Below are 19,547 nucleotides of genomic sequence, written 5' to 3' on the forward strand. Positions count from 1 at the left end.
TGGATTGCAATCAGTGGCTCAATGATCCACGTGCAACTTGTCGTCCAGGCGGTTGCTCGACGAGCCATTCTTCTGCGGCGTCTCGTCGAAATGCTTCCATTCGGCCTCCTGGAAGCGGAACAGGCTGTCATCCTCCGGCGCCTCGCGGTCGCCGTAATGGTGGATCGAGTAATGGGCATACTCGACCTTGTCCGCCCAGTCGCCCTGCAACAATCCATCGGCCGCCAGGTCCCGGTACCAGTCGTTTTCCTTCTCGCTGGCCTTCTGCCGTTTGTTGTGATCGACGAAGTAACCGATGATCCCGCCGATCACCCCCAGCACCACGCCCACCAGGAAGAAAGGCCCGGTCAGCGCTGCGGCCGTGCCTGCACCGAACAGGCTGGCAGCACCCAGTACACCGGCCGAGGCACCGAAGGCACCGCCGGCGATCTGCAGCCCACCGGAGGCCTTGGCCAGCGGATCGCCATCCTTGATTGCGTTCTTGATGGTGAAGGCCCCCAGGACGATGTCGGCGAAACCACCGGCAAGGTCGGTGGCCGGACCCAGTACCTTGATCACCGACCCCGCAATCTTCGCCGCCTTGCCCGGTGGCAGCTTGACCGTGCCGGAGGCTGATACGGCGTCCTCCAGGCGCTGGGTAATGCCGCCATAGGCGTTCTTGGCGGCGTTGGCGTTGCCTGCGCCGTCACCGAGCACGTCGGAAAAGTCCCCGAGCTTGCTGCCGGGCAGGGTATCGAGCGCTTCGGCGATCTTGGCCTTGGTGCTCGCCGGCAGCTCGCTGAGCTTGAATTCGAACTTCGGCTCCTGGATCCCGCCCTTGCCCCAGATCTCCGGCAGGGTCTTGTCCAGGCCGAGGAAATCAACCAACCCGCTCTTGCCGACCAGCCCGCCGATGGCATCGCCGACCTTGGCGAAGTGGCTGCCAGCGCCGGCAAAACTGACGAAGTCCTTGGCGATCGACAGGCGTTGCTGCCAGGTCTCGCCCAGCTTGCCGCCCTGGCCGACCAGTTGATAGATGCCCGAGAACAGGTTCACCCCGGCACCCAGCGTGCCGAGGATGCCCTTGCTGTTGAGGGCGCTGAACACCTCGCCGAGGGTGCCGCGGTCGGCAATCGGCACATAGGGCTTGGACAGCACGGTCTTCAGGTCGGCCTCGCTGATGCTGCCCTTGGCCATGTCGATCTGCGACAGCTCTTCGAGCACCTTGGTGACCACAGAGGACTTCTGCTTGCCCTGCAGCCCCTCTTCGAGAAACTTCTCGATGACCTCCTGGGTGCGCCGCGGCATGTCCAGCAGCGAGCCCTTGAGCACACTCTTGAGCAGGCCGAACAGGTCCTTGGTGGCCAGCTCCTTGTTCTCGTCGGAAATCTTGCTCGGGTCGCCGACCAGGTCATTGAGGTCGCTGGTCAGGCCGTCGGCCTGGATCGACTGGGCCGCCTTGGTCGCCGCCTCAGGATCGAACAACGACAAGGCCGAGAGCGTATTGTTGAGGTCTTCCTTGGCCTCGTGGTCCTTGCCCTGCTTCTGCAGGTCCTTGAGGTAGGCGATGTAGTCGGGGTTGTTGGTCAGGTCGAGCAGCTTCTGCTTGACCTCGTCCTTGTTGGGGATGCGGTTGAGCGCATCGTCCATCTTCGACTTGTAGTCCTTCTGGATGGTCTCGTCGGCGAACAGGGTGCTGATCTGCTCCTTGAGCTTGCCGCCGTCGATGATGTCGTGCATGTCGGCGGAGGTGAGCTCGGTCTGCTCCTTGTCGAACACCCGCCATGTGCCGCCGAAGGCGCCGGGCTCTTCCTCGTAGCCGGTGATGCCGCGGCCGTTCTGGTAGGCAGCCTGCGCTTCGAGGGCGCGGACCAGCTTGGCGCGTGGGTCGTCCTTGGCGATCGAGCCGTCCTGCACGCCCTTGCGGTAGCTGTCGAGCAACTCTTTGGTGGCCAACTCGCCCACGGTCAGTTCGGGCGAGGATGCATCCTTCTCATCGGCCTTGACCCCGGTCTTGAGATTGAGCGCATCGAGTTCCTCGCGCGGTGGCAGGTTGTACTTGCTGCGGGTCTCATCGACCTCGCCCTTGGTCCAGCCTTCCCACTTGCCGACCACTTCGTCGTACAGCTGTGGGCTCAGCTCCTTGGAGACGATGAACTTGCCCTCGTCGGTCTCGAAGCGGATCAGGCCATCGCCCAGCTCGTCCGGCGAGCCGAAGGACATGTCCTTGTTCTTGAGGAAATCGTTGGGGCCGGCGAGCTTGTAGCCCTCCTTCTCGCTGTCGTGGATCTTGCCCCAGGTGTCGTTGGCGGTCGCCACCTGCTTGAACAGCTCCGGCGAGATGTCGCGCGAGACCACGACCTTGGTGCCGTCGTGGGTTTCGTAGGTGAGCACATTGTTTTCCTGGCCGGTGGTCCAGCCGAAGCCCTTGTAGTCGTTCAGGCCCGGGGCCTGGGTGTTGGCATCGGCCAGCACGGCACCGTTGTCCAGTGCGGTGCGGATGTCGCCAGCCTTGGCCGGGTCGCTGTAGACCTCGTGCAGGCCGGCCAGGTAATCGAACAGCTTGGGGTTGTCGTCGCGGGCGACCACCACTTTCTCGCCATTGTGTTCGTAGCGGATAAGGTCCGGGCCGACCTCGTCGCGGGCACCGATGGCCGTGCCGTCGAAGGGCGGCCAGACTTCATTGTCGGTGGCGCGCCGGTAGCCGTCGGCTTCGCTGGCCTGCAGGCCCGAGAGGCTGTCATAGGCACTGGCGGCGGCCTTGTACAGCTCGGGATTGTCGCGCTCGGACACCACGTACTTGCTGCCATCCTGGGTCTCATAGCGGATCACGCCCGGCCCGACTTCCTCGGCCCGGCCCACGGCGCGGAAGTCGCCAAGCGTGCCGGGTACCTGCTGGTCGGCGCCGGCCCATTGGTAGCCATCGGCGATGCTGCTGTTGATGCCCGAGAGTGCCTTGTAGTCCTGCGAGACCTGTTTGAACAGGTCCGGGTTGTCCTGCTCGGCGACGATGTAGGCCTTGCCGTCGGCGGTCTGGTAGCGGATCAGCCCGGGGCCGACTTCGTCAGCGGCACCGATGGCCTTGTAGTCAGCGAGGGTAGCGGGGGCCTGGGCGTCCTTGCCGAGCAGTTCGTAGCCGTCCTGCTTGCTCTTGGCGATGGCCTCCAGCGCCGGGCGGGCCTCGACGATCTGTTGGTAGAGCTTGGGGTTGGTGGCCTTGCTGACCAGCACGGCGTCGCCTGCGGTCGTCACGTAGCGCACGGTGTCGGCCCCCTGGGCGCCAGGGGCTTCGATCGAGGCCAGCTCGCCCAATGCGGGCATCTGCTCGTCGGGCTTGGCACTGCGGTAGCTGTCGGCGTTGCGCTCGCTGTTGGCGAGCAGCACGCGGAAGGTGGCGGCGGGCTTGTGGTCGCGTGGCTCTGACAGTTTGATGTCGGCGCTGCGGGTGAGGGGGCTGGTCGACATGCCGTGAAACTCCTTTCGTCGGGGCAGAAAGGGCGCAAGGCGTGTCAGTGTTGCTGGACGCTCGGCGACCCTCGAGGCGGCTCGACGGTAGCAGAACAAGATGTAAGCAAAGATTTCAGTGCGCGGGAATTCACAACGTTTTACGTCTGTGAAACAGCGGTCCTGATCGGTACGGCAGAGGCAATAACCCTACCGTTAATCCGATTATTTTACCTATGGCAAATGGCCAGCTAGCCTGCAAATCAGCGTCAGGGATAACGCTGAATACTGGGACCATGAAGGACCCGCCTCTTGTGTCGTCCCGACGCTTTATCTGCTGAGGAGACGATAATGAGAAAACGACCGAAACACCTGGCCTGCCTGGGCGCAGGCTTCACCAGCGTACTGGCCATGGCCGCTGTGGCAGACAGCCCCGTGCTGTCGCCGCAGATTCCCTTCGATGTCACCGTCGTGGCACCGCCCACACCTACCCTTGAAAGCCTGCAGCACGATTTCGACCTGTTGTCGTGGAAGACCTTCGTCGCCCTGAACTGGCCGGCCAAGCCCGATGGCAGTGCCGACACCGATGCGCCGATCGGCAAGCCGAACGCAACGACGGTGTGGGAGTCGTGGAAGGAGAGTTACGAGATCTTCCTGCCCAAGGGGCAGAAACCTGTAGGTTGGCACGAGAAAGCCCCGCTTCCCGCGGCCTGTGAGGGCAAGGGCAACCTGCCTGTGCTGCAGCAGATGGGCAAGGTCGCCGGAGTGCTCGATGAGTTCATCCAGCCGTTCAAGACCGGGCCACTGGTCGACCAGAGCGGGCAGTACACGCGCAACGCGATCATGGTCAACCAGCCGATGTTCGACGATATCGTCAACAACGGCCTCTACAGCAAGGAGGGGCAACAGGCGTTCCTCGGCAAGAGCGACAACCGCATCGCCTTTGCCTGCGGTTCGAACGAGGATAAGCGGGTCGGCGCGATCATGGTCAAGTCGGCCTGGAAGGTCCTCGACGCAAGCGACAAGGCCGATGAGTTCCATGCCGTCGATGCGCTGGTCTACACCCCGGGCAATGACGATCCGGACAAAGGGGCGCTCATCCCCGAGTCGTGCAGTGCGCAGAAGGTCGGCCTGGTCGGGCTGCACATCGTGCACAAGACCCAGGACGCGCAGCAGTGGGTGTGGTCGACGTTCGAGCACGTGCGCAACGTGCCGGAAAAGACTACGCCGGTGAGTGAGCGCAAGGGGCCGTACCTGTTCTATGACGCCAAGGCCGATCGGCCAATCAACGAGCCGCCGGCGCAGCCGTGGGATCCGTCGAAGAAGGCCGAGCCGTCGCAGATCGTGCGCGAGATTCCTATCACCGCCGCTGCCCAGGCGCTCAACCAGCAGTGGCGAGGCGCGCTGGCCGGCACGGTCTGGGCCAACTACCAACTGGTCAGTACGCAATGGCCGACCAAGCCCGCCAAGGATCCGAAGTGCCAGGTACCGGACCCGGTCAATCCCTTGGGCTCTCCGGCGCCAAGCTTCCTGGCCAACGCGACGCTGGAAACCTACAACCAGGGCACCGTGCCGCAGGCGTCTTCGAGCTGCATGGAGTGCCACAACAACGCGACCACCCGGGTGACCGAGTCGCCGCGCACCAGTTTCGCCGACTTCACCTTCCTGCTTGAACGTGCCCAATCCACTGGCGCCAAGGAGTGATGCCATGAACGACCAGAACCTGCAGAACTTCATCGAGCTTTCGGCGCTGCTGACGGGCCTGTCCAGCGACCACCTTGCCCCATCCGACGACCCAGTCAACCTGCCACCGGTGTTTTTCGCCACAGCGCAAAGCGGCATGGGCGCGGCAGCCTTCAGCCATCTGCTGGAGCTGTTTGTCAGCCTCAAGGGCCGGCCCGAGAAAGAGATCGCCGCCGCCATTCTGGACCGCAAGGATTCACCGATCGCCCAGGGCGCGCGTTCGATCATGAAGCTCTGGCTGCTGGGCAGTTGGTACCAGCCCTACGACCTGAAGGACGCGCAGAAAACCCAAGGTGATATCCACGTGGTTTCCGACCAGGCCTACAAGGAAAGCTGGGCGTGGAAGATCGCCCAGGCCCATCCCATGGGCTACAGCCAGTATCACTTCGGCTACTGGGCCGAGCAGCCACCAACCCTCGAGCAATTCACCGGTGTCAAAGCCAAGGAAGGGCAGCAGCCATGAGCCTCGTACAAGCCAAGAACATCGAGCAAGCCGATGTGATCGTCGTGGGCGCCGGCATGGCCGGCAGCGTGATGGCCTACCAGTTGGGCCTGGCCGGGCTCAAGGTACTGGTGCTGGAGTCGGGGCCGGCGATTCCGCCGAACCGCAGCGAGTACCTGGAGCGTTTCTACACCGCGGTGCTCAAATCGCCTGAATCGCCCTATCCGCCTGAGCAGAGCGAGCAGACCCCGGACAAGCAGTTCGCCCCCCGGGCCACCATCCAGGACCTGATCACCGCCGGCGGCAGCGACCCGCACAAGGAGCAGAAAAGCTACCTGGTACAAAAGGGGCCACTGCTGTTCGCCAGCACCTACGAGCGGGTCGGTGGCGGCACCATGTGGCACTGGATGGGCACCGCACTGCGCCTGTTGCCCAATGACTTTCGCATGAAGTCGGCCTACAACGTCGGGGTCGATTGGCCGATCAGCTATGCCGACCTGCAGACCGCGTACTGCCGCGCCGAGGAGGAGATGGGCGTGTCTGCCGACGTGGCGGCCCAGTCCTACCTCGGCGTGACCTTCCCCGAGGGCTACCAGTACCGCATGCACGGCATCCCGCCTTCGCTGGTCGACCAGGGCGTGGCCAAGGCAATCGACGGCAAGCGCTATAACGGCATCACGCTGAAGGTGCGCCCGACCCCGGCCGGACGCAACTCGCAGAACGACAACGGGCGGCGGGTCTGTGCCGGTAATACCAGCTGTACGCCGATCTGCCCGATCCAGGCCAAGTACGATGCCACCGTGACCATGGCCAAGGCGCTGGACACCGGCAACGTGCGCATCCTCTACCAGACCGTGGCCAGCAAGGTGCTGGTGACCGACAAGCAAGTCAGTGGCATCGAGTTCATCCAGTACCAGGCCGATGGCAAGCGCAATGATGGCGTGGCCCAGGGCCAGCGTTACGTCATCGCCGCCCATGCCATCGAGACGCCGAAACTGCTGCTCAACTCCAAGAGCAAGGATTGGCCGGATGGGGTTGCCAACAGCAGCAAGCAGCTTGGCTGTGGCTTGTCGGACCACCCGGTGTACCTGGCCTGGGGCCTGATGCCCGAGGGTAAACCGCTGTTCCCGTTCCGTGGCCCGCTGTCGACTTCAGGCATCGAGGAAATGCGTGACGGCGACTTTCGCAGGAAACATGCGGCCTGGCGTATCGAGATCGGCAACGAGGGCTGGAACTGGTCGCAGGAGGATCCGTACAAGGCCGTTTGCGACTACATCGACGGGACCAACGAGGGCGGGACCAATCCCAAGAAGTCGGCGCTGTCTGGCAAGGAGCTGGTGCAGCAGCTCAACAGCGTGCTGACTCGCCAGTTCCGCCTGGGCTTTCTGGTCGAGCAGTTGGAAAAAGACCCGGACAAGGCGCTGTGTCGAGTGAAGGTCAGCGATACCCTCACCGATGGCCTCGGACTGGCTCGACCGGAGATCGAATATGATTTTTCCGACTACACCAAGGAAGGGTTCAGACAGGCGCGTTTGGCCGCAACGCACATCATCACCGAGCTGATGGGCGCCAGCGAGCTGACCAACTTCCATCCAGACAAGAACGACGGACCGCAAACGGTGTTCGACCATGGCAACGAACGCTATGCGTTCTATGGCGCGGGGCACCTGATGGGCACCTACCGCATGGGTAGCGACCCGGGCAAGTCGGTGGTCGACAAGCAGCAGCGCAGTTGGGACCACAAGAACCTGTTCCTGGTCGGCGACGGCGTGTTCCCCACCACCGGCACCGCCAACCCGACCCTGACCATCACCGCGCTGACCTTCCAGGCTGCCGATGTGGTGGCCAGCGACCTGCTTGCGCGCACCGTCGAGGTCCAGGCCAACCAGGCCTGGCAGGGGACCGGGGTGCAGGTCAATGGCCACAGTTGGCAGTTGGCGGTGTGCAAGGGCGGGCAGTGGACGGCCAACCCGGCGACCGGGTTCGTGGACGCCAGGGGTAATGCCGGCTTGATCGCCAAGCCCGGCTATACCTTGCCCGGGCAGCACGAAGGTGCGCTGATCGGCCGTATCGGCAGCAACGGAACGCCGTTCCTGGTGGGGGACAAGGTGCAGTTGCCCCGCGGTCAGAAGGGCGAGCTGCAGTTGTGCATCAATGACGATCTGGAGGGGCGCTACGGGGTTGGTCTGCGCGACAACCTGGGCAGCTTGAGCGTCGAGCTGAGCTTCGGATCCTTGTAGTCCGCGATGGCAGGATGGGCACCGGCGTGGCCGGTGCCCTCCGATCACGCTTCTTCGAAATGCATTTCTGGCGGCTGCTTGCTGAACCCACCCGTCAGCACGGCCAGATACAGGATGCCCGCCGCCAGCCAGGCCAGGCCCAGGTAGATCGCCAGGTGATCCAGGCTCACCATCAGCCACAGGTCTGCCAGCAGGCCGATCAGCGGGAACATCAGGAACAGCAGCACCGCGCGTGGCCCGCGTTCGCCACGGCCGATCCAGTAGTGGAACACCACCGATAGGTTGACCAGGCTGAAGGCCAGGAAGGCGCCGAAGTTGATGAACGAGGTGGAGGTCGTGACATCCATGTGCAACGCCAGCAGCGCCACCACGCCGCACAGCACGATGCTGCCGACCGGTGTGCCGAAGCGCTCGTTCAGGCGCCCGAAGAATGCCTTGGGCAGTACACCGTCACGCCCCATGGCGAACAGCAAGCGCGAGGCGCTGGCCTGGGCGGACAGCCCCGAGGTGAACTGACCGACGATCAAGCCGACCAGGAACAGGCTGACGAACAGGTCGCCACCGATGTTGCGGGCGATCTCGTAGGCCGCCGAGTCGGCGTTTTCGAACTGGGTGGAGGGGTGGGCAAGCTGCACGAAGTAGCTGGCGGCGATGAACAGGAATCCACCGATCAGGGTAATCAGCAGGATTGCCCGCGGGATGTTCTTGCGCGGCTCGTGGGTTTCCTCGGTCAGGGTACTCACGGCATCGAAGCCCAGGAACGAATAGCAGGCAATCGCTGCACCGCTCATGATCAGCGGCAGTTGCACGCCTTCCTTGAAGAACGGCTCGAGCGACCACAGCGGTTTGCTCGCGTCCCCCAGCACATAGTGGATCGCCAACACCACGAAGGCCGCCAGCACCAGGAACTGCACCAGCATCAGGGCGCCGTTGATGTTCTTCGCCAGGCGCAGGCCGACCACGTTGATCGCCGTGGTCACGCCGATGAACGCCAGCACCCACAGCGCCTGTGGCACGGCGGGGAAGGCCGAGTGCAGGTAGGCTGCGCCGATCAGCCAGATGGCCATGGGCAGGAACAGGTAGTCGAGCAGCACGCCCCAGCCCGCCAGAAAGCCCAGTTTCGGGCTGATCGACTTGCGCACATAGGTGTACGCCGAGCCCGCCACCGGGAAAGCGGCGGCCATGCGCCCGTAGCTCAGGGCGGTGAACAGCATGGCGACGGAGGCAGCGAGGTACGCCGAGGGGACCACGCCGCCAGTGGTGTCGGCGAGGATGCCGAAGGTGCCGAGGACGATGATCGGGGTCATGTAGGCGATGCCGAACAGCACCACCGCACTGAGCGAAAGAGTTCGCTTGAGTCGGGCCATTACTGCTTACTCCAGATTATGTTTGTTATGCAGAGTCGAAATCGACGCAAAAAATGGCATCCCTTGCCCGTCGCGGGTCAGCGCTTTGCAGTCTGCGTGACCCTCAGGATTGTTGAGTTCCCTATAGATGCGGTGGTGTCAGCGGTTATCGATGATCAGCTCGCGCAGGCCGTTATCGTGCTCGCGCACTTCGCCCGGCAGGACGAAGCGGCGCTCGGCCAGGTAGCTGTAGTCGCGACGGGCAACATCCAGTTGCGCCAGGTCCAGTTCCAGCCCGATGCGGCACTCCTCGCGCCCGGCTTCGCAGAGCAACTGCCCGTACGGGTCGACCACCGCGCTGCCGCCGGCGAACACCAGCGCGCCATCACCCTCGCCGACGCGGTTGACCATCACCGCGAATGCCTGGTTTTCCATGGCGCGGCCACTGATCGCGGTGCGGTGGGTCGGCCCGTAGGGGTCCATGTTGCCGTTGGTCACCAGGATCAGCTCGACGCCCAGTTGGCCGAGGGCGCGGGCGCTTTCAGGGAACTCGATGTCGAAACAGATCAGCAAGCCGACCCGCACCCCCTTGAACAGCGTGGTGGCGTAGCGGTCGCCCGGAGTGAAGATGCCGCGGTCCGACGCCCACAGGTGGGTCTTGCGGTATTTCAGGGCGATGCCTTCAGCGGTGATCAGCAGGGTGGTGTTGTAGAAGCGGCCGTCTTCACCCGCTTCGGCCATGCCGACCACCACGCCGACGTCACGTTCGCGCGCTGCCTGTTGCACGGCGCGTACGCTTGGGCCGTCAAGGGGCTCGGCGAGGGTTGCGATGTTTTCTTCGCTGGGGAATCCCATCAGCTGGGTTTCAGGGAAGACCACCAGGTCGGTGCCGGCAGGGCAGGCGTGGATCGCCTCCAGGGTGCGGCTCAGGTTGTAGGCGGTGTCACCGTCGCGGCCCACCAGTTGCACGAGTTCGACCTTCATTGCTGTTCTCATAGACCCAATCTTTTATTGAAATGCCCGAGCCATGGCGGTGACATGACCGCCCGGTGAAAAACGGTCAGAATGCGCATCGGACCGAGGCAAGGCTTGCCCGAGTATGCGTCGGGCACCGTATCAGGGGTAATTACGCCCACGTGGTAACCCAACAGGGGTAGAGGCATGAACCTTACGCTGCAGGACCTGGCCTGGCACCGCTCGGTCGGTCACCTGGTCGAGACGCTCGACAAGCCCGGCTTCTGGCTCGCCCTGGTGCGCCTGCTCGATCAGTATGTGCCGTTCGACAGCTGGGTGGCCTTGCTCTTCAGCAATGGTAGACCGCAAGTGTTCGCCGAGTGTCCAGGCGAGGATGGCGGGCCCGACCCGCTGTTCCAGGACTACCTCAAGGGCCTGTACCTGCTCGACCCGTTCTACATCGCCAGCCGCGAGGCGCCGGGCAGCGGCCTGTTCCAGCTGGCGGACGTGGCGCCGGAGTGCTTCGAGCAGACCGACTACTACCAGCGCTATTTTCGCCTGAACGTGGTCGCCGACGAGGTGCAGTTCAATGTCCAGCTCGAGAAAGAGCGCACCTTGTGCCTGTCGCTGGGGACCAAGGGGCGTTTCAGCGCCGAGCAGATCACCCTGCTCGACCTGCTGCGCCCCTGGGTGGCCGGGCTGATGCGCCAGCGCATGACGTTCGAGCGTGAATTACTGGAGCAGGCAACGCCACCGGCGCCACGCTGGCAGAGTCGCCTGGAGGAAACCGTCGAGGCGCTGCAGACACCCCTGACGGCACGGGAACTGGAAGTGGGGCGCTTGATGCTCAGTGGTTGTTCGAGCAAGGAAATAGCGCGCAAGCTGGCGATATCCGCCGAGACCGTGAAAGTGCACCGCAAGCACATGTACAGCAAATTGGGCATCAAGTCACAGTCCGAGTTGTTCTCGCTGTTTCTGCAGGCGCAAAGTTGATTGAGTTCACAGAAGTCATTATTTATCCGTTCATCCTGCCGCCTTGTAATATTTGCCCTGTAGTGCCTCCTGGGTGACTACGTTTGTTCGATAACTGAACTTCACTGCCGGCTGTTTCGACTAGGAAAACAGCGCGTTTTACCCAATCCGAGACATTCCAAGGTATTCGGCCTTCCAGCTGAAGGCCTTGCTGTGCCTGGCTTGTAGCCTGTGTAAAGACGCTGCCTGGTGATTTGTATCAAGAGTTTTCCCAACCTTTCACAACGTTTCACAGCAGTGGCGAATATTCATTGCCTAACATGGACACCGTGTTGGAGAGCGACTGCCTACATCCCCTTCGGTCGCTGTCTTGCACGGACTTCTACCCGCCTCAAAGCGGCTTCTTATGAATCCCTATCCTGAAGGAGTATCACCATGAGCAACGTACCTCCAGCAAGCAGCGGTGGCGGCGCAGACGCAGCAATCGCCAAGATGGAAGCCACTTTCAACATGGCTATCGAGAAGTCGGCCCAGATCACCGAGCTGACCACTGCCAAGAAGGCTGAGCTCGACGCCACCAAACAGCGTCCGCAGAACTGACGTAGTGCCTTGCGGGCGGGGGTTGCTCCGCCCGCATGTCTTGCAACGACGCATTTTTCGGCAAGGGTCTGAATGGCCGTTGCCCGTGGTATTCACGGTGGTGCCCCGCCCATGACAGCCCTTACCGCTCTGGCCGCCGTCACCGGTGGCGCGACAGCCTCCAAGCCGGTACTCAGCGTCACCCAGGGTCTGCACCAGGGTGGCCGGATCAGTCTGGACGGCACCCAGTACACCTTCGGCAGCACACCTGATGCCGACTTCATTCTCAATGACCCGGGCGTCGAGCCCCGCCATCTGGTATTGCGCCTGGCAGACGGCAAGGTCGCAGTCGAGGCCGTGGGCGGCGAAGTGCGGGTCGAAGACCAGCAGGGGCGGGCGATCATCGTTCCGCTCGGCAGCGGTTATCGCGCTCAGTTGCCGCTGCGTATCGCCTTGGGCGAGGCGCAGTTGAGCCTGGAGCACGAACAGCCCGCGCGCGCCGCTGCCGCAATCGCACAGCCCCAGCACGCCTCGGCATTCACCCGCACCCACGTCGCGCTGGCGCTGGGCCTGATGCTGATCTGCGCCTTCGCCTACGCCATGCGTGGCGAGACACCCAAGCCCCTGGCCGCCAGCGTGACCCCCGTACCGCGCGCGCCGCAGCTGCCTTCGCTGGCGCAGGCCCATCAATGGCTGGGGCAGCAGTTGCTGGCCAACGGCCTGGAAGGCGTACGGCTCAGCGAAGCAGGCGGGCAACTGGTGGCCGAGGGGCGCCTGGACCTGACGCAGAAGGCGCGCTGGCTCGCCGTACGCCAGGACTACGACCAGCGCTACGGCCAGCAGGTGATGCTGCACAGCACGGTCACCGCCCAGGCCGATGTCGCCCGTCCACGGGTGCGCTTCCAGGCGGTGTGGTTCGGCAACAACCCCTATGTGATCAGCGAAAGCGGCAAGCGCCTCTATCCCGGCGCGGCCTTGGCCGACGGCTGGATGCTGGAACGTATCGACAGCGACCAGGTGATCCTGGCCAGGGGTGAAGAACGCTTCACCCTGACCTTATAGGACCGAGCATGAGGATCGAGCCGCGGCCATTGTTGCCGTCTTCCACCGAAAAGACCGCCTCCGTCGAGGCCGTACGCCCGCTGCAGGCGCGCCCCAACGCCCGCTTCGATGCGCTGCTGGGCAAGCGTGAAGTGGCTGGCCGCCGTTCGCTGCGCGCAGAGCTCGAGCAAGCCTGTGCCGGCGAGGAGATCAACCCGGACCTGTTCAGCGGCACCCGCGCGCTGGACCTGTTGCAGTACCTGCTGGACGAAGTCATGCCGTCGCTGGATGCCGAACCGGAGATCCGCGAGCTGGCCGAAGACCTGCTTCGTGAAGAGATCCACCTGCGCCAGTCCCTGGAGCAGCAACGCGCCGAGGTGCAGGAACCATGATGTCTCGCGAACGACACGACAGCATCGAACTGCTCAAGGGCCTGGGCGACCTCTACCGCCGCAGCGGTCAGCCCCAGCGCGCGCTGGTGATGCTGTTGATCGCCGCGCAGATGGCCCCCCAGGACGGCACGCTGCTGCGCTACCTGGCCATGGCCTTCACCGACAGCGGCAACGCCAGCCGCGCCCTGAACGCACTCGACCGCCTCACCGAGCAGGAAGGCGAGTCACCCGGCCTGTTGCTGCTGCGCAGCCATGCGCTGTGGCGCGGTGGGCGCAAGGACGAGGCGCGTCAGTGCTTCAAGCGCTACCTCAGTGCACGCAGGGCCGCCCGATGAGCCCGCTCGATCGCCTCAACGGCCTGGCGCGGGCGGCGTCCCAGCGCACCGACGTGATCATCGTGTCGTTCATGCTGATGGCCATCGCGATGATGATCATCCCGCTGCCGACCTACCTGGTCGACGGGCTGATCGGCCTGAACATCGCCCTGAGCATGCTGATCCTGATCGTCGCCTTCTATATCAACCACTCGGTGGAGTTCTCGGCGCTGCCGCCGCTGATCCTGCTGAGCACCCTGTTCCGCCTGTCGCTGTCGATCACCACCACGCGGTTGATCCTGCTGCACGGCGATGCCGGCCATATCGTCCAGGCGTTCGGTGACTTCGTCATCGCAGGCCAGGTGGTGGTCGGTCTGGTGGTGTTCCTGATCATCACCGTGGCGCAGTTCGTGGTCATCACCAAAGGTGCCGAGCGGGTTGCCGAGGTGGCCGCGCGCTTCACCCTCGATGCCATGCCCGGCAAGCAGATGAGCATCGACAACGACCTGCGCAATGGCGACATCGACCAGGCCGAAGCCCGTCGCCGTCGTTCGCGCCTGGAGCGTGAAAGCCAGATGTTCGGCGCCATGGACGGTGCGATGAAGTTCGTCAAGGGCGACGCCATCGCCGGCCTGGTGATCCTCGCGGTGAACCTTCTTGGCGGCATGCTGATCGGCATGGTCGAGCGCGACATGCCGTTCGGCACCGCAGTGCACACCTATTCGCTGCTGACCGTCGGTGATGGGCTGATCGCACAGATTCCGGCGCTGCTGATTTCGGTGGCGGCCGGCACCGTGGTCACCCGCGTCAACAGCGACGGCGCCAGCGGTGACCTGGGGACGGAGATCATTCGCCAGTTGGGCGCCAGCCACCGTGCCTTGTTCCTCACGGCATTGATCCTGCTGGGCATCGGCCTGCTGCCGGGCTTCCCGGCGGCGGTGTTCTTCGTGCTTGCCGCAGTGTTGGCTGGCTCGGCGTTCTACCTCAAGCGTCGCCAGGCGGCCGAGCAGGCTGAGCCGGTGCAAGCGCCGGAGGCCGAGGATGAACCCCAGGTGCTAGCGGTGGAGCCCAGCGTGTCGGCGAGCAAGCCGCTCAACTGCCGCATCCTCCTGGTGATGGGGCCGGGCCTTGCGGCCAGTGCGCCAGAGCAGCCGCTGCGCCAGCGCTTCGAGGCGCTGTGTCACGAGATCCGTGGCGAGCTCGGCATCGATGTGCCCTTGGCCGCCGTGCATGTGGACGCGAAGAGCGCCGCCCAGCGCTTCGTCATCGAACTTGAAGGCGTGCCGGTGAGCGAAGGTGAACTGCCTGCCGATTGCCTGTTGCTCAGGGACGACCCGGTCAATGTGCAGTTGCTCGACATCCCGATGATCGAAGCCGACTCGCCCCTGGCTGCGCGCAGCGCCCACTGGATCGCTCGTGAGTACCAGGAGCGTCTGGAACAGGCGGGCATCGGCTTCATGCTCCCCGAGGAAGTGCTACGGGCGACGGTCGAGCGCACCCTGCGCCGCTACGCGGCAGATTTTCTCGGCATCCAGGAGACCCGTGCGCTGCTGGAAAGCATCGAGGGCAGCTATGGCGAGCTGATCAAGGAAGTGCTGCGCAACCTGTCGTTGCAGCGCATGGCCGAAGCCCTGCGCTACCTGGTTGCAGAGGGTGTGTCGATCCGCAACCAGCGCGCCTTGCTTGAGGCCATGGTCGACTGGGGTGGGCGCGATGCCGACGCCGCGCACCTGGCCGAGCACCTGCGCGCCGCCCTGGCCCGACAGATCAGCCACCAATATGCCGACCGCAACCGGGTGATCAGCGCCCTGGTGCTGGCGCCGGCTTTGGAGCAGCAGTTGCGCACCGGCATGCGCCGTCAGGACGGTGGCCGCGAGGCGATTCCCGAGCAGGTCAGCCGCGCCTTGATGCTGCAACTGCGCCAGGCCTGCGAGCGCTTGCCCGAAGACCGCACCAGCGTACTGCTGGTGCACCCGGAACTGCGCCGCCACCTGCGCCGCCTGGTGCTGCGTGGCGACATGGAGCTGGCCGTGCTGTCGTTCCGCGAGCTGGCCGGTGAATACAACCTGCAGGCCGTGGGCACCCTCGAACTTGGCGACACCTCTCAACGCCGCTCCACCAGCGGCGCTTCGGTCACTTCTCTGGCGAGTGCTTCATGATCGGTTCATCACGCATCGGCGCTGTGTTTCATTACCGTTTGTGGCTGGGTCTGGCCGGCATGCTGCTGTCGTTGCTGGCCTGCGCCGACGAGATCGCAGTGGGCAGCCACGGTCGCCTCGACCTGGCATCGGGCGAGGGCAGGGTGCTGCATTTCAAGGCGCCGGTGGCCTCGGTGCTGGTTGCCGAGCCGGGCATCGCCGACCTGCAAGTGGTGTCCGACGGGGTGATCTACGTGTTCGGCAAGGCGCCGGGGCAGACCAGCCTGATCGCCCTGGACGATGCGGGCAAGCAACTGGCGGCCTTGAACCTGTCGGTGAACAACGCGACCCAGAGCGTCAGCCGTCCGCTGCAGGACCTGCATCCGGCCAGCGGCGCCCAGGTCAGCGCCGTGGGTAACCAGCTGGTGGCCAAGGGCTTGGTCAGGGATGTCGGCGAAGCCAGTGACCTCAATGCATTGCTCGACAACCAGAGCCCGGTACCAGCGGTCAACGCCGCGACCTATGCCGGTTCTGCCCAGATCAACATCCGTGTGCGCTTTGCCGAAGTCTCGCGTTCCGAGCTGCTGCGCTACGGGGTGAGCTGGAACGCACTGTTCAACAACGGCACCTTTTCCTTTGGCTTGATCACCGGTGGTCGCCTCGCCGCCGACGCCGCCAGCGGTGCATCGAATGTCATCAGCGCCGGCCTCAGCTCGGGCAACGTCAACATCGACTCGATGCTTGAAGCCCTGCAGAGCAATGGCGTGCTGCAGATCCTCGCCGAGCCGAACATCACCGCCATGACCGGGCAGACCGCAAGCTTCCTGGCGGGCGGTGAGATCCCCGTGCCGGTGCCGGTCAACCGTGATCTGGTGGGCATCGAGTACAAGCCTTTCGGTGTCTCGCTGCTGTTCAGCCCGACGCTGCTGCCCAACGGCCATATCGCCTTGCAGGTGCGCCCCGAGGTCAGCAGCCTGATGGGCTCGGACACCACCGACGTCAACGGCTACCGGGTGCCGTCGTTCCGTGTGCGACGCGCCGATACCCGGGTCGAGGTCGGCAGCGGCCAGACCTTCGCCATTGCCGGCCTGTTCCAGCGCGAAAGCAGCCAGGACATGGACAAGGTGCCGATGCTCGGCGACATGCCGATCCTGGGCAACCTGTTCCGCTCCAAGCGTTTCCAGCGCAACGAGACTGAACTGGTGATCCTGATCACCCCGTACCTGGTGCAGCCGACCCGCGAGCGCGACCTGGCCACGCCCCTCGATGCCCTGCCGGGCCCTGCGACCGCTTCGGCGGGGCCACGCAGTGGCGGCAAGTTCGGCTTCTACATGAACTGACCGGGAGCGACCATGAAATCGATCTTTTCCATGTCGATGATCAGCGCCCCCGCCGGGCGCTGCTGGCTGTTGCCATTGGCACTGCTGGCTGGCTGCCAGACGCACCTGGAGCCGGTCTCCTACTCACCTGATTTCCAGCACAAGACACTGGCCAACGGCAGCACCGAGATCCTGCCGGTGGAATGCCTGAAACCGGCGAGCAAGGATGACTTCGGCCTGGACGAGGACTTCGTGCCACTGCTGCCGCCGGGCTGCGCCAACAACCTCACGCTGATGCGCATGGTCGAGCAGCCGGACGACCTGGCTCAGGGGCGGCCGACCGGGCCGGCCATGGCGGCGCCCGTGGGGCGCGCCGCACAGGTCTACATCGAGGGTTACGATCGCGCCGAGCTGCGTCGACGCCAGGATGAGCAGCAAGCGCGCGCCGATCGCCAGGAGAAGCAATGAAACGCGCGCATGTGCAGGTGCTAGCGACCGTCCACCAGGCCCAGCTCGCGGGCCTGGGCCTGGGCATCCGGGATCGCCTTGATGCGCCGGGCTTCGTTCAGCAGCGTCTGGCGTTCGCTGGCGGAGAGATCGTCCAGGGGCAGGCCGGCGACATCCTGCTCGCGGCCGGCCAGTACGGTGACCAGCAGTTCGTTGCGCTGGTGCCGGGGCAGGGCACGCGGCGACTGGCCAACCACGCGCACGGTGTCCAGGGCCCGTTGCGCCTGACCGCCGAGGGCGTAGGCCAGGGCCAGGTTGCAGCGGGTATCGAGGTTGTCCGGTGCCAGCGCCAACCCCTTGCTGAATGCCCCTTGGGCGGCCGCTGCCTGGCCGCGCAGGATCTGCGCAATGCCCAGGCGGTTCCAGGCATCGGCGCTGTTGCCACGCTCGGCCGCCTGGGTCAGGGACGTGACCGCACGCTCCAGCTTGCCCTGGCGCAGTTGGGCGCTGCCCAGCCCCAGCAGAGCGTCGAGGTTGTCCGGCTGCAGTTCAAGTGCCTGCTGGTAGGCCCGCTCGGCAGCGCGCGCGTCGCCTGCGGCCAGTGTGGTGTCGCCCAGCTTCTGCCAGGCTTCGGGATGGCGCCCAGGTTGCTGCGCGGCATTCTGGTAGAGCGCCGCAGCCGAGGCGGCATCGCCGCGCTGCTGCAGATCGCCCGCCAGGTGCATGAGGCGGTCGTAGCCCTCGTCGGCAGTGTGTGGCTGGCTGGTGCAGGCGCCGAGCAAGGTGCTGGCGATCAGAAGCAGGGTGGACGGCAAACGCTTGGGCATGGACAGGACTCGAGCGGACGACTGAGTGGCCATTCTAGCGACTTGATGTGTGATTTCGACTGCGCTTCATACGATTTCACAGCTGTGAGCCGCGCCAGGGAGGTAATCGCCCATGCGTAGCCTGCTCTGGCTCACCACCCTGCTGCTGGTTCTGCTGTCGTTGCCGGTGCGCAGCGACGAGGGCAAGGACGAGCCCGACTGGTTCGCCCAACCCTACGCCTATGCCCTGGTCGACCAGGACCTGCGCGGCGCGCTGAGCGAGTTCGGGCAGAACCTGGAGCTGGTCGTGGTGGTGTCCGACAAGGTCCGCGGCAAGGCCCGCAGCCCGTTGCGCAGCAGCACTGCCGGCGACTTCCTCACCCAGCTGTGCGACAGCAACGCGCTGGGTTGGTACTACGACGGCAACGTGCTCTACATCAATAGCAACGATGAAGTGGCCACGCGCCTGTTCCGTCGCCAGCCCGGGTTGGACCTGGAGCAGTTGCGCGACTACCTGCAAAGCCTCGATGTGTACGGCCGCCAGTTGTCGCTGCGCCCTGGCGCCGAGCGCGACGAACTGCTGGTTTCCGGACCGCCCGCCTACCTGAACATGATCCAGCAGCACCTCGACAACCGACCCCAGCCCGTCGCGACGTCCGCAGCCTCCCGGAGTATCCGGGTGTTCCGCGGCGCCAGCGTCAGTGATCACTGAAAAACCACCCAGGAGAAGCCCCATGGCCGTTACCCCGATCGATACCCCCGGCAGCACCCCGAGCAGCGCCGAAGCGCGCTTCGATGCGGCGCTCGACAAGTCCCAGGACGCCTCCGACGATCCAAGCTTCCAGGAGGCGCTGGTGAACCAGGCCGTGCTGATCGGCGGGCAGTTCATCATCATGCCCAAGGCCCAGGAAATGCTGAACGAAGCCCAGTCTTCGGACGACGACGAGTAAACGGCCATGACAGCCAGTCTCGCGACCACGGCGGCACTGCCGCCGTCAGGAGGACAAGGGGGGCTCGGTGCCTCCCAGAACCTCTTCGAAAACATGGCCAACAGTGCCAAGGGCATGCCTGAAGGTGCCAGCCCTCACCAGATCGGTGAAAGCCTGATGCAGCGCCTGGACGGCTTCATCGACCGCTCGCGCACCTTCAGCGCTCGGGCCGAGTCACTCAGTCACGGCAGCCCGGCGATGCCATCGTCGACCCCGGCCGCAGGCCCGTCGCCGTTCGTGCCTACCGGCGCCGAGGGCGCGCCCAAGGTCGGTGATACCCAGGTCGCGAACATCGTCCAGTCGCTTGGGCGGATGTTCGACTACTCCATCGAAACCCAGATGGTGGTACGTGGCGCGACCCAGGTTTCCGGCTCCGCCAACACCCTGCTCAAAGGACAATGA

General features: G+C 64.6%; 18 protein-coding genes. 14 read left to right on the top strand and 4 right to left on the bottom strand.

Features of this window, described 5'->3' with window-relative positions; all coding sequences use genetic code 11:
• Positions 1-18: 18 nt before the first annotated feature.
• Positions 19-3,444 (bottom strand): hypothetical protein, encoded by a 3,426-nt coding sequence (locus ACNFHO_RS23445; protein ID WP_416767504.1) that lies wholly within the window; start codon positions 3,442-3,444, stop codon positions 19-21.
• A gap of 330 nt (positions 3,445-3,774) precedes the next feature.
• On the opposite strand from ACNFHO_RS23445, the gene ACNFHO_RS23450 reads away from it, so the two are divergent.
• Genes ACNFHO_RS23450 through ACNFHO_RS23460 form a run of 3 tightly spaced genes read left to right on the top strand, consistent with a single transcriptional unit; the run spans position 3,775 to position 7,848 of the window.
• Positions 3,775-5,127, top strand: a complete 1,353-nt coding sequence (locus tag ACNFHO_RS23450) for a cytochrome C (RefSeq protein ID WP_416767505.1) — start codon at positions 3,775-3,777, stop codon at positions 5,125-5,127.
• A 4-nt stretch (positions 5,128-5,131) separates the two neighbouring features.
• Positions 5,132-5,629 carry a hypothetical protein gene (locus tag ACNFHO_RS23455; RefSeq protein ID WP_063543598.1) on the top strand — a complete coding sequence of 166 codons (498 nt, stop codon included), beginning with the start codon at positions 5,132-5,134 and terminating at the stop codon, positions 5,627-5,629.
• Positions 5,626-7,848, top strand: coding sequence for a GMC family oxidoreductase (locus ACNFHO_RS23460; RefSeq protein WP_416767506.1), 2,223 nt, complete (start codon positions 5,626-5,628; stop codon positions 7,846-7,848). The genes ACNFHO_RS23455 and ACNFHO_RS23460 overlap by 4 nt, the downstream gene beginning before the upstream one ends.
• A gap of 44 nt (positions 7,849-7,892) precedes the next feature.
• Here ACNFHO_RS23460 and ACNFHO_RS23465 read toward each other — a convergent pair whose 3' ends face one another.
• Together ACNFHO_RS23465 and ACNFHO_RS23470 are read right to left on the bottom strand one after the other, a co-directional pair.
• Positions 7,893-9,215, bottom strand: a complete 1,323-nt coding sequence (locus ACNFHO_RS23465) for an APC family permease (RefSeq protein WP_416767507.1) — start codon at positions 9,213-9,215, stop codon at positions 7,893-7,895.
• Positions 9,216-9,353: 138 nt separating this feature from the next.
• On the bottom strand, positions 9,354-10,178 hold the full coding sequence (locus ACNFHO_RS23470; RefSeq protein WP_416767508.1) for a carbon-nitrogen hydrolase family protein: 825 nt from the start codon (positions 10,176-10,178) through the stop codon (positions 9,354-9,356).
• Between the two features lie 177 nt (positions 10,179-10,355).
• On the opposite strand from ACNFHO_RS23470, the gene ACNFHO_RS23475 reads away from it, so the two are divergent.
• The 8 genes from ACNFHO_RS23475 to ACNFHO_RS23510 all read left to right on the top strand — a co-directional run bounded on the left by ACNFHO_RS23475 (position 10,356) and on the right by ACNFHO_RS23510 (position 17,371).
• Positions 10,356-11,141, top strand: coding sequence for a helix-turn-helix transcriptional regulator (locus ACNFHO_RS23475; protein WP_054892881.1), 786 nt, complete (start codon positions 10,356-10,358; stop codon positions 11,139-11,141).
• A gap of 414 nt (positions 11,142-11,555) precedes the next feature.
• On the top strand, positions 11,556-11,720 hold the full coding sequence (locus tag ACNFHO_RS23480; protein ID WP_172964786.1) for a hypothetical protein: 165 nt from the start codon (positions 11,556-11,558) through the stop codon (positions 11,718-11,720).
• A 111-nt stretch (positions 11,721-11,831) separates the two neighbouring features.
• The gene (locus tag ACNFHO_RS23485; RefSeq protein WP_416767509.1) at positions 11,832-12,761 is read left to right on the top strand and encodes an FHA domain-containing protein; all 930 of its coding nucleotides are present in this window, start codon (positions 11,832-11,834) and stop codon (positions 12,759-12,761) included.
• 8 nt (positions 12,762-12,769) lie between these two features.
• On the top strand, positions 12,770-13,132 hold the full coding sequence (locus tag ACNFHO_RS23490; RefSeq protein WP_054892879.1) for a hypothetical protein: 363 nt from the start codon (positions 12,770-12,772) through the stop codon (positions 13,130-13,132).
• Entirely contained in the window at positions 13,132-13,467 is a 336-nt protein-coding gene (locus ACNFHO_RS23495) for a tetratricopeptide repeat protein (protein ID WP_371105658.1), read from the top strand. The genes ACNFHO_RS23490 and ACNFHO_RS23495 overlap by 1 nt, the downstream gene beginning before the upstream one ends.
• Positions 13,464-15,605 (top strand): type III secretion system export apparatus subunit SctV, encoded by a 2,142-nt coding sequence (gene sctV / locus ACNFHO_RS23500; RefSeq protein ID WP_416767511.1) that lies wholly within the window; start codon positions 13,464-13,466, stop codon positions 15,603-15,605. The genes ACNFHO_RS23495 and sctV overlap by 4 nt, the downstream gene beginning before the upstream one ends.
• Positions 15,606-15,664: 59 nt before the next feature.
• The gene (locus ACNFHO_RS23505; protein WP_416767531.1) at positions 15,665-16,924 is read left to right on the top strand and encodes a type II and III secretion system protein family protein; all 1,260 of its coding nucleotides are present in this window, start codon (positions 15,665-15,667) and stop codon (positions 16,922-16,924) included.
• A 30-nt stretch (positions 16,925-16,954) separates the two neighbouring features.
• A complete protein-coding gene (locus ACNFHO_RS23510; protein WP_054892952.1) occupies positions 16,955-17,371 on the top strand; it encodes a hypothetical protein in 417 nt (138 codons plus the stop codon).
• Positions 17,372-17,391: 20 nt separating this feature from the next.
• Here ACNFHO_RS23510 and ACNFHO_RS23515 read toward each other — a convergent pair whose 3' ends face one another.
• Complete coding sequence (locus ACNFHO_RS23515; protein ID WP_063543610.1) at positions 17,392-18,177, bottom strand: tetratricopeptide repeat protein; 786 nt, start codon at positions 18,175-18,177, stop codon at positions 17,392-17,394.
• Between the two features lie 112 nt (positions 18,178-18,289).
• Between ACNFHO_RS23515 and ACNFHO_RS23520 the strand changes: the two genes are divergently transcribed.
• The 3 genes from ACNFHO_RS23520 to ACNFHO_RS23530 are packed head-to-tail and all read left to right on the top strand — an operon-like array spanning position 18,290 to position 19,547.
• Positions 18,290-18,868 (top strand): hypothetical protein, encoded by a 579-nt coding sequence (locus tag ACNFHO_RS23520; protein ID WP_054892874.1) that lies wholly within the window; start codon positions 18,290-18,292, stop codon positions 18,866-18,868.
• A gap of 22 nt (positions 18,869-18,890) precedes the next feature.
• Positions 18,891-19,106: a hypothetical protein gene (locus ACNFHO_RS23525; RefSeq protein ID WP_054892873.1), complete on the top strand. Its 216-nt coding sequence runs from the start codon at positions 18,891-18,893 to the stop codon at positions 19,104-19,106.
• Between the two features lie 6 nt (positions 19,107-19,112).
• Entirely contained in the window at positions 19,113-19,547 is a 435-nt protein-coding gene (locus tag ACNFHO_RS23530; RefSeq protein ID WP_063543614.1) for a hypothetical protein, read from the top strand.

Source organism: Pseudomonas sp. NY15374, from assembly GCF_048068255.1.
Classification (GTDB): domain Bacteria; phylum Pseudomonadota; class Gammaproteobacteria; order Pseudomonadales; family Pseudomonadaceae; genus Aquipseudomonas; species Aquipseudomonas machongensis.

Coding starts and splice junctions, on each gene's coding strand:
- ACNFHO_RS23445 (WP_416767504.1), bottom strand. CDS start 3,444: ATGTCGACCAGCCCCCTCACCCGCAGCGCCGACATCAAACTGTCAGAG.
- ACNFHO_RS23450 (WP_416767505.1), top strand. CDS start 3,775: ATGAGAAAACGACCGAAACACCTGGCCTGCCTGGGCGCAGGCTTCACC.
- ACNFHO_RS23455 (WP_063543598.1), top strand. CDS start 5,132: ATGAACGACCAGAACCTGCAGAACTTCATCGAGCTTTCGGCGCTGCTG.
- ACNFHO_RS23460 (WP_416767506.1), top strand. CDS start 5,626: ATGAGCCTCGTACAAGCCAAGAACATCGAGCAAGCCGATGTGATCGTC.
- ACNFHO_RS23465 (WP_416767507.1), bottom strand. CDS start 9,215: ATGGCCCGACTCAAGCGAACTCTTTCGCTCAGTGCGGTGGTGCTGTTC.
- ACNFHO_RS23470 (WP_416767508.1), bottom strand. CDS start 10,178: ATGAAGGTCGAACTCGTGCAACTGGTGGGCCGCGACGGTGACACCGCC.
- ACNFHO_RS23475 (WP_054892881.1), top strand. CDS start 10,356: ATGAACCTTACGCTGCAGGACCTGGCCTGGCACCGCTCGGTCGGTCAC.
- ACNFHO_RS23480 (WP_172964786.1), top strand. CDS start 11,556: ATGAGCAACGTACCTCCAGCAAGCAGCGGTGGCGGCGCAGACGCAGCA.
- ACNFHO_RS23485 (WP_416767509.1), top strand. CDS start 11,832: ATGACAGCCCTTACCGCTCTGGCCGCCGTCACCGGTGGCGCGACAGCC.
- ACNFHO_RS23490 (WP_054892879.1), top strand. CDS start 12,770: ATGAGGATCGAGCCGCGGCCATTGTTGCCGTCTTCCACCGAAAAGACC.
- ACNFHO_RS23495 (WP_371105658.1), top strand. CDS start 13,132: ATGTCTCGCGAACGACACGACAGCATCGAACTGCTCAAGGGCCTGGGC.
- sctV (WP_416767511.1), top strand. CDS start 13,464: ATGAGCCCGCTCGATCGCCTCAACGGCCTGGCGCGGGCGGCGTCCCAG.
- ACNFHO_RS23505 (WP_416767531.1), top strand. CDS start 15,665: ATGCTGCTGTCGTTGCTGGCCTGCGCCGACGAGATCGCAGTGGGCAGC.
- ACNFHO_RS23510 (WP_054892952.1), top strand. CDS start 16,955: ATGTCGATGATCAGCGCCCCCGCCGGGCGCTGCTGGCTGTTGCCATTG.
- ACNFHO_RS23515 (WP_063543610.1), bottom strand. CDS start 18,177: ATGCCCAAGCGTTTGCCGTCCACCCTGCTTCTGATCGCCAGCACCTTG.
- ACNFHO_RS23520 (WP_054892874.1), top strand. CDS start 18,290: ATGCGTAGCCTGCTCTGGCTCACCACCCTGCTGCTGGTTCTGCTGTCG.
- ACNFHO_RS23525 (WP_054892873.1), top strand. CDS start 18,891: ATGGCCGTTACCCCGATCGATACCCCCGGCAGCACCCCGAGCAGCGCC.
- ACNFHO_RS23530 (WP_063543614.1), top strand. CDS start 19,113: ATGACAGCCAGTCTCGCGACCACGGCGGCACTGCCGCCGTCAGGAGGA.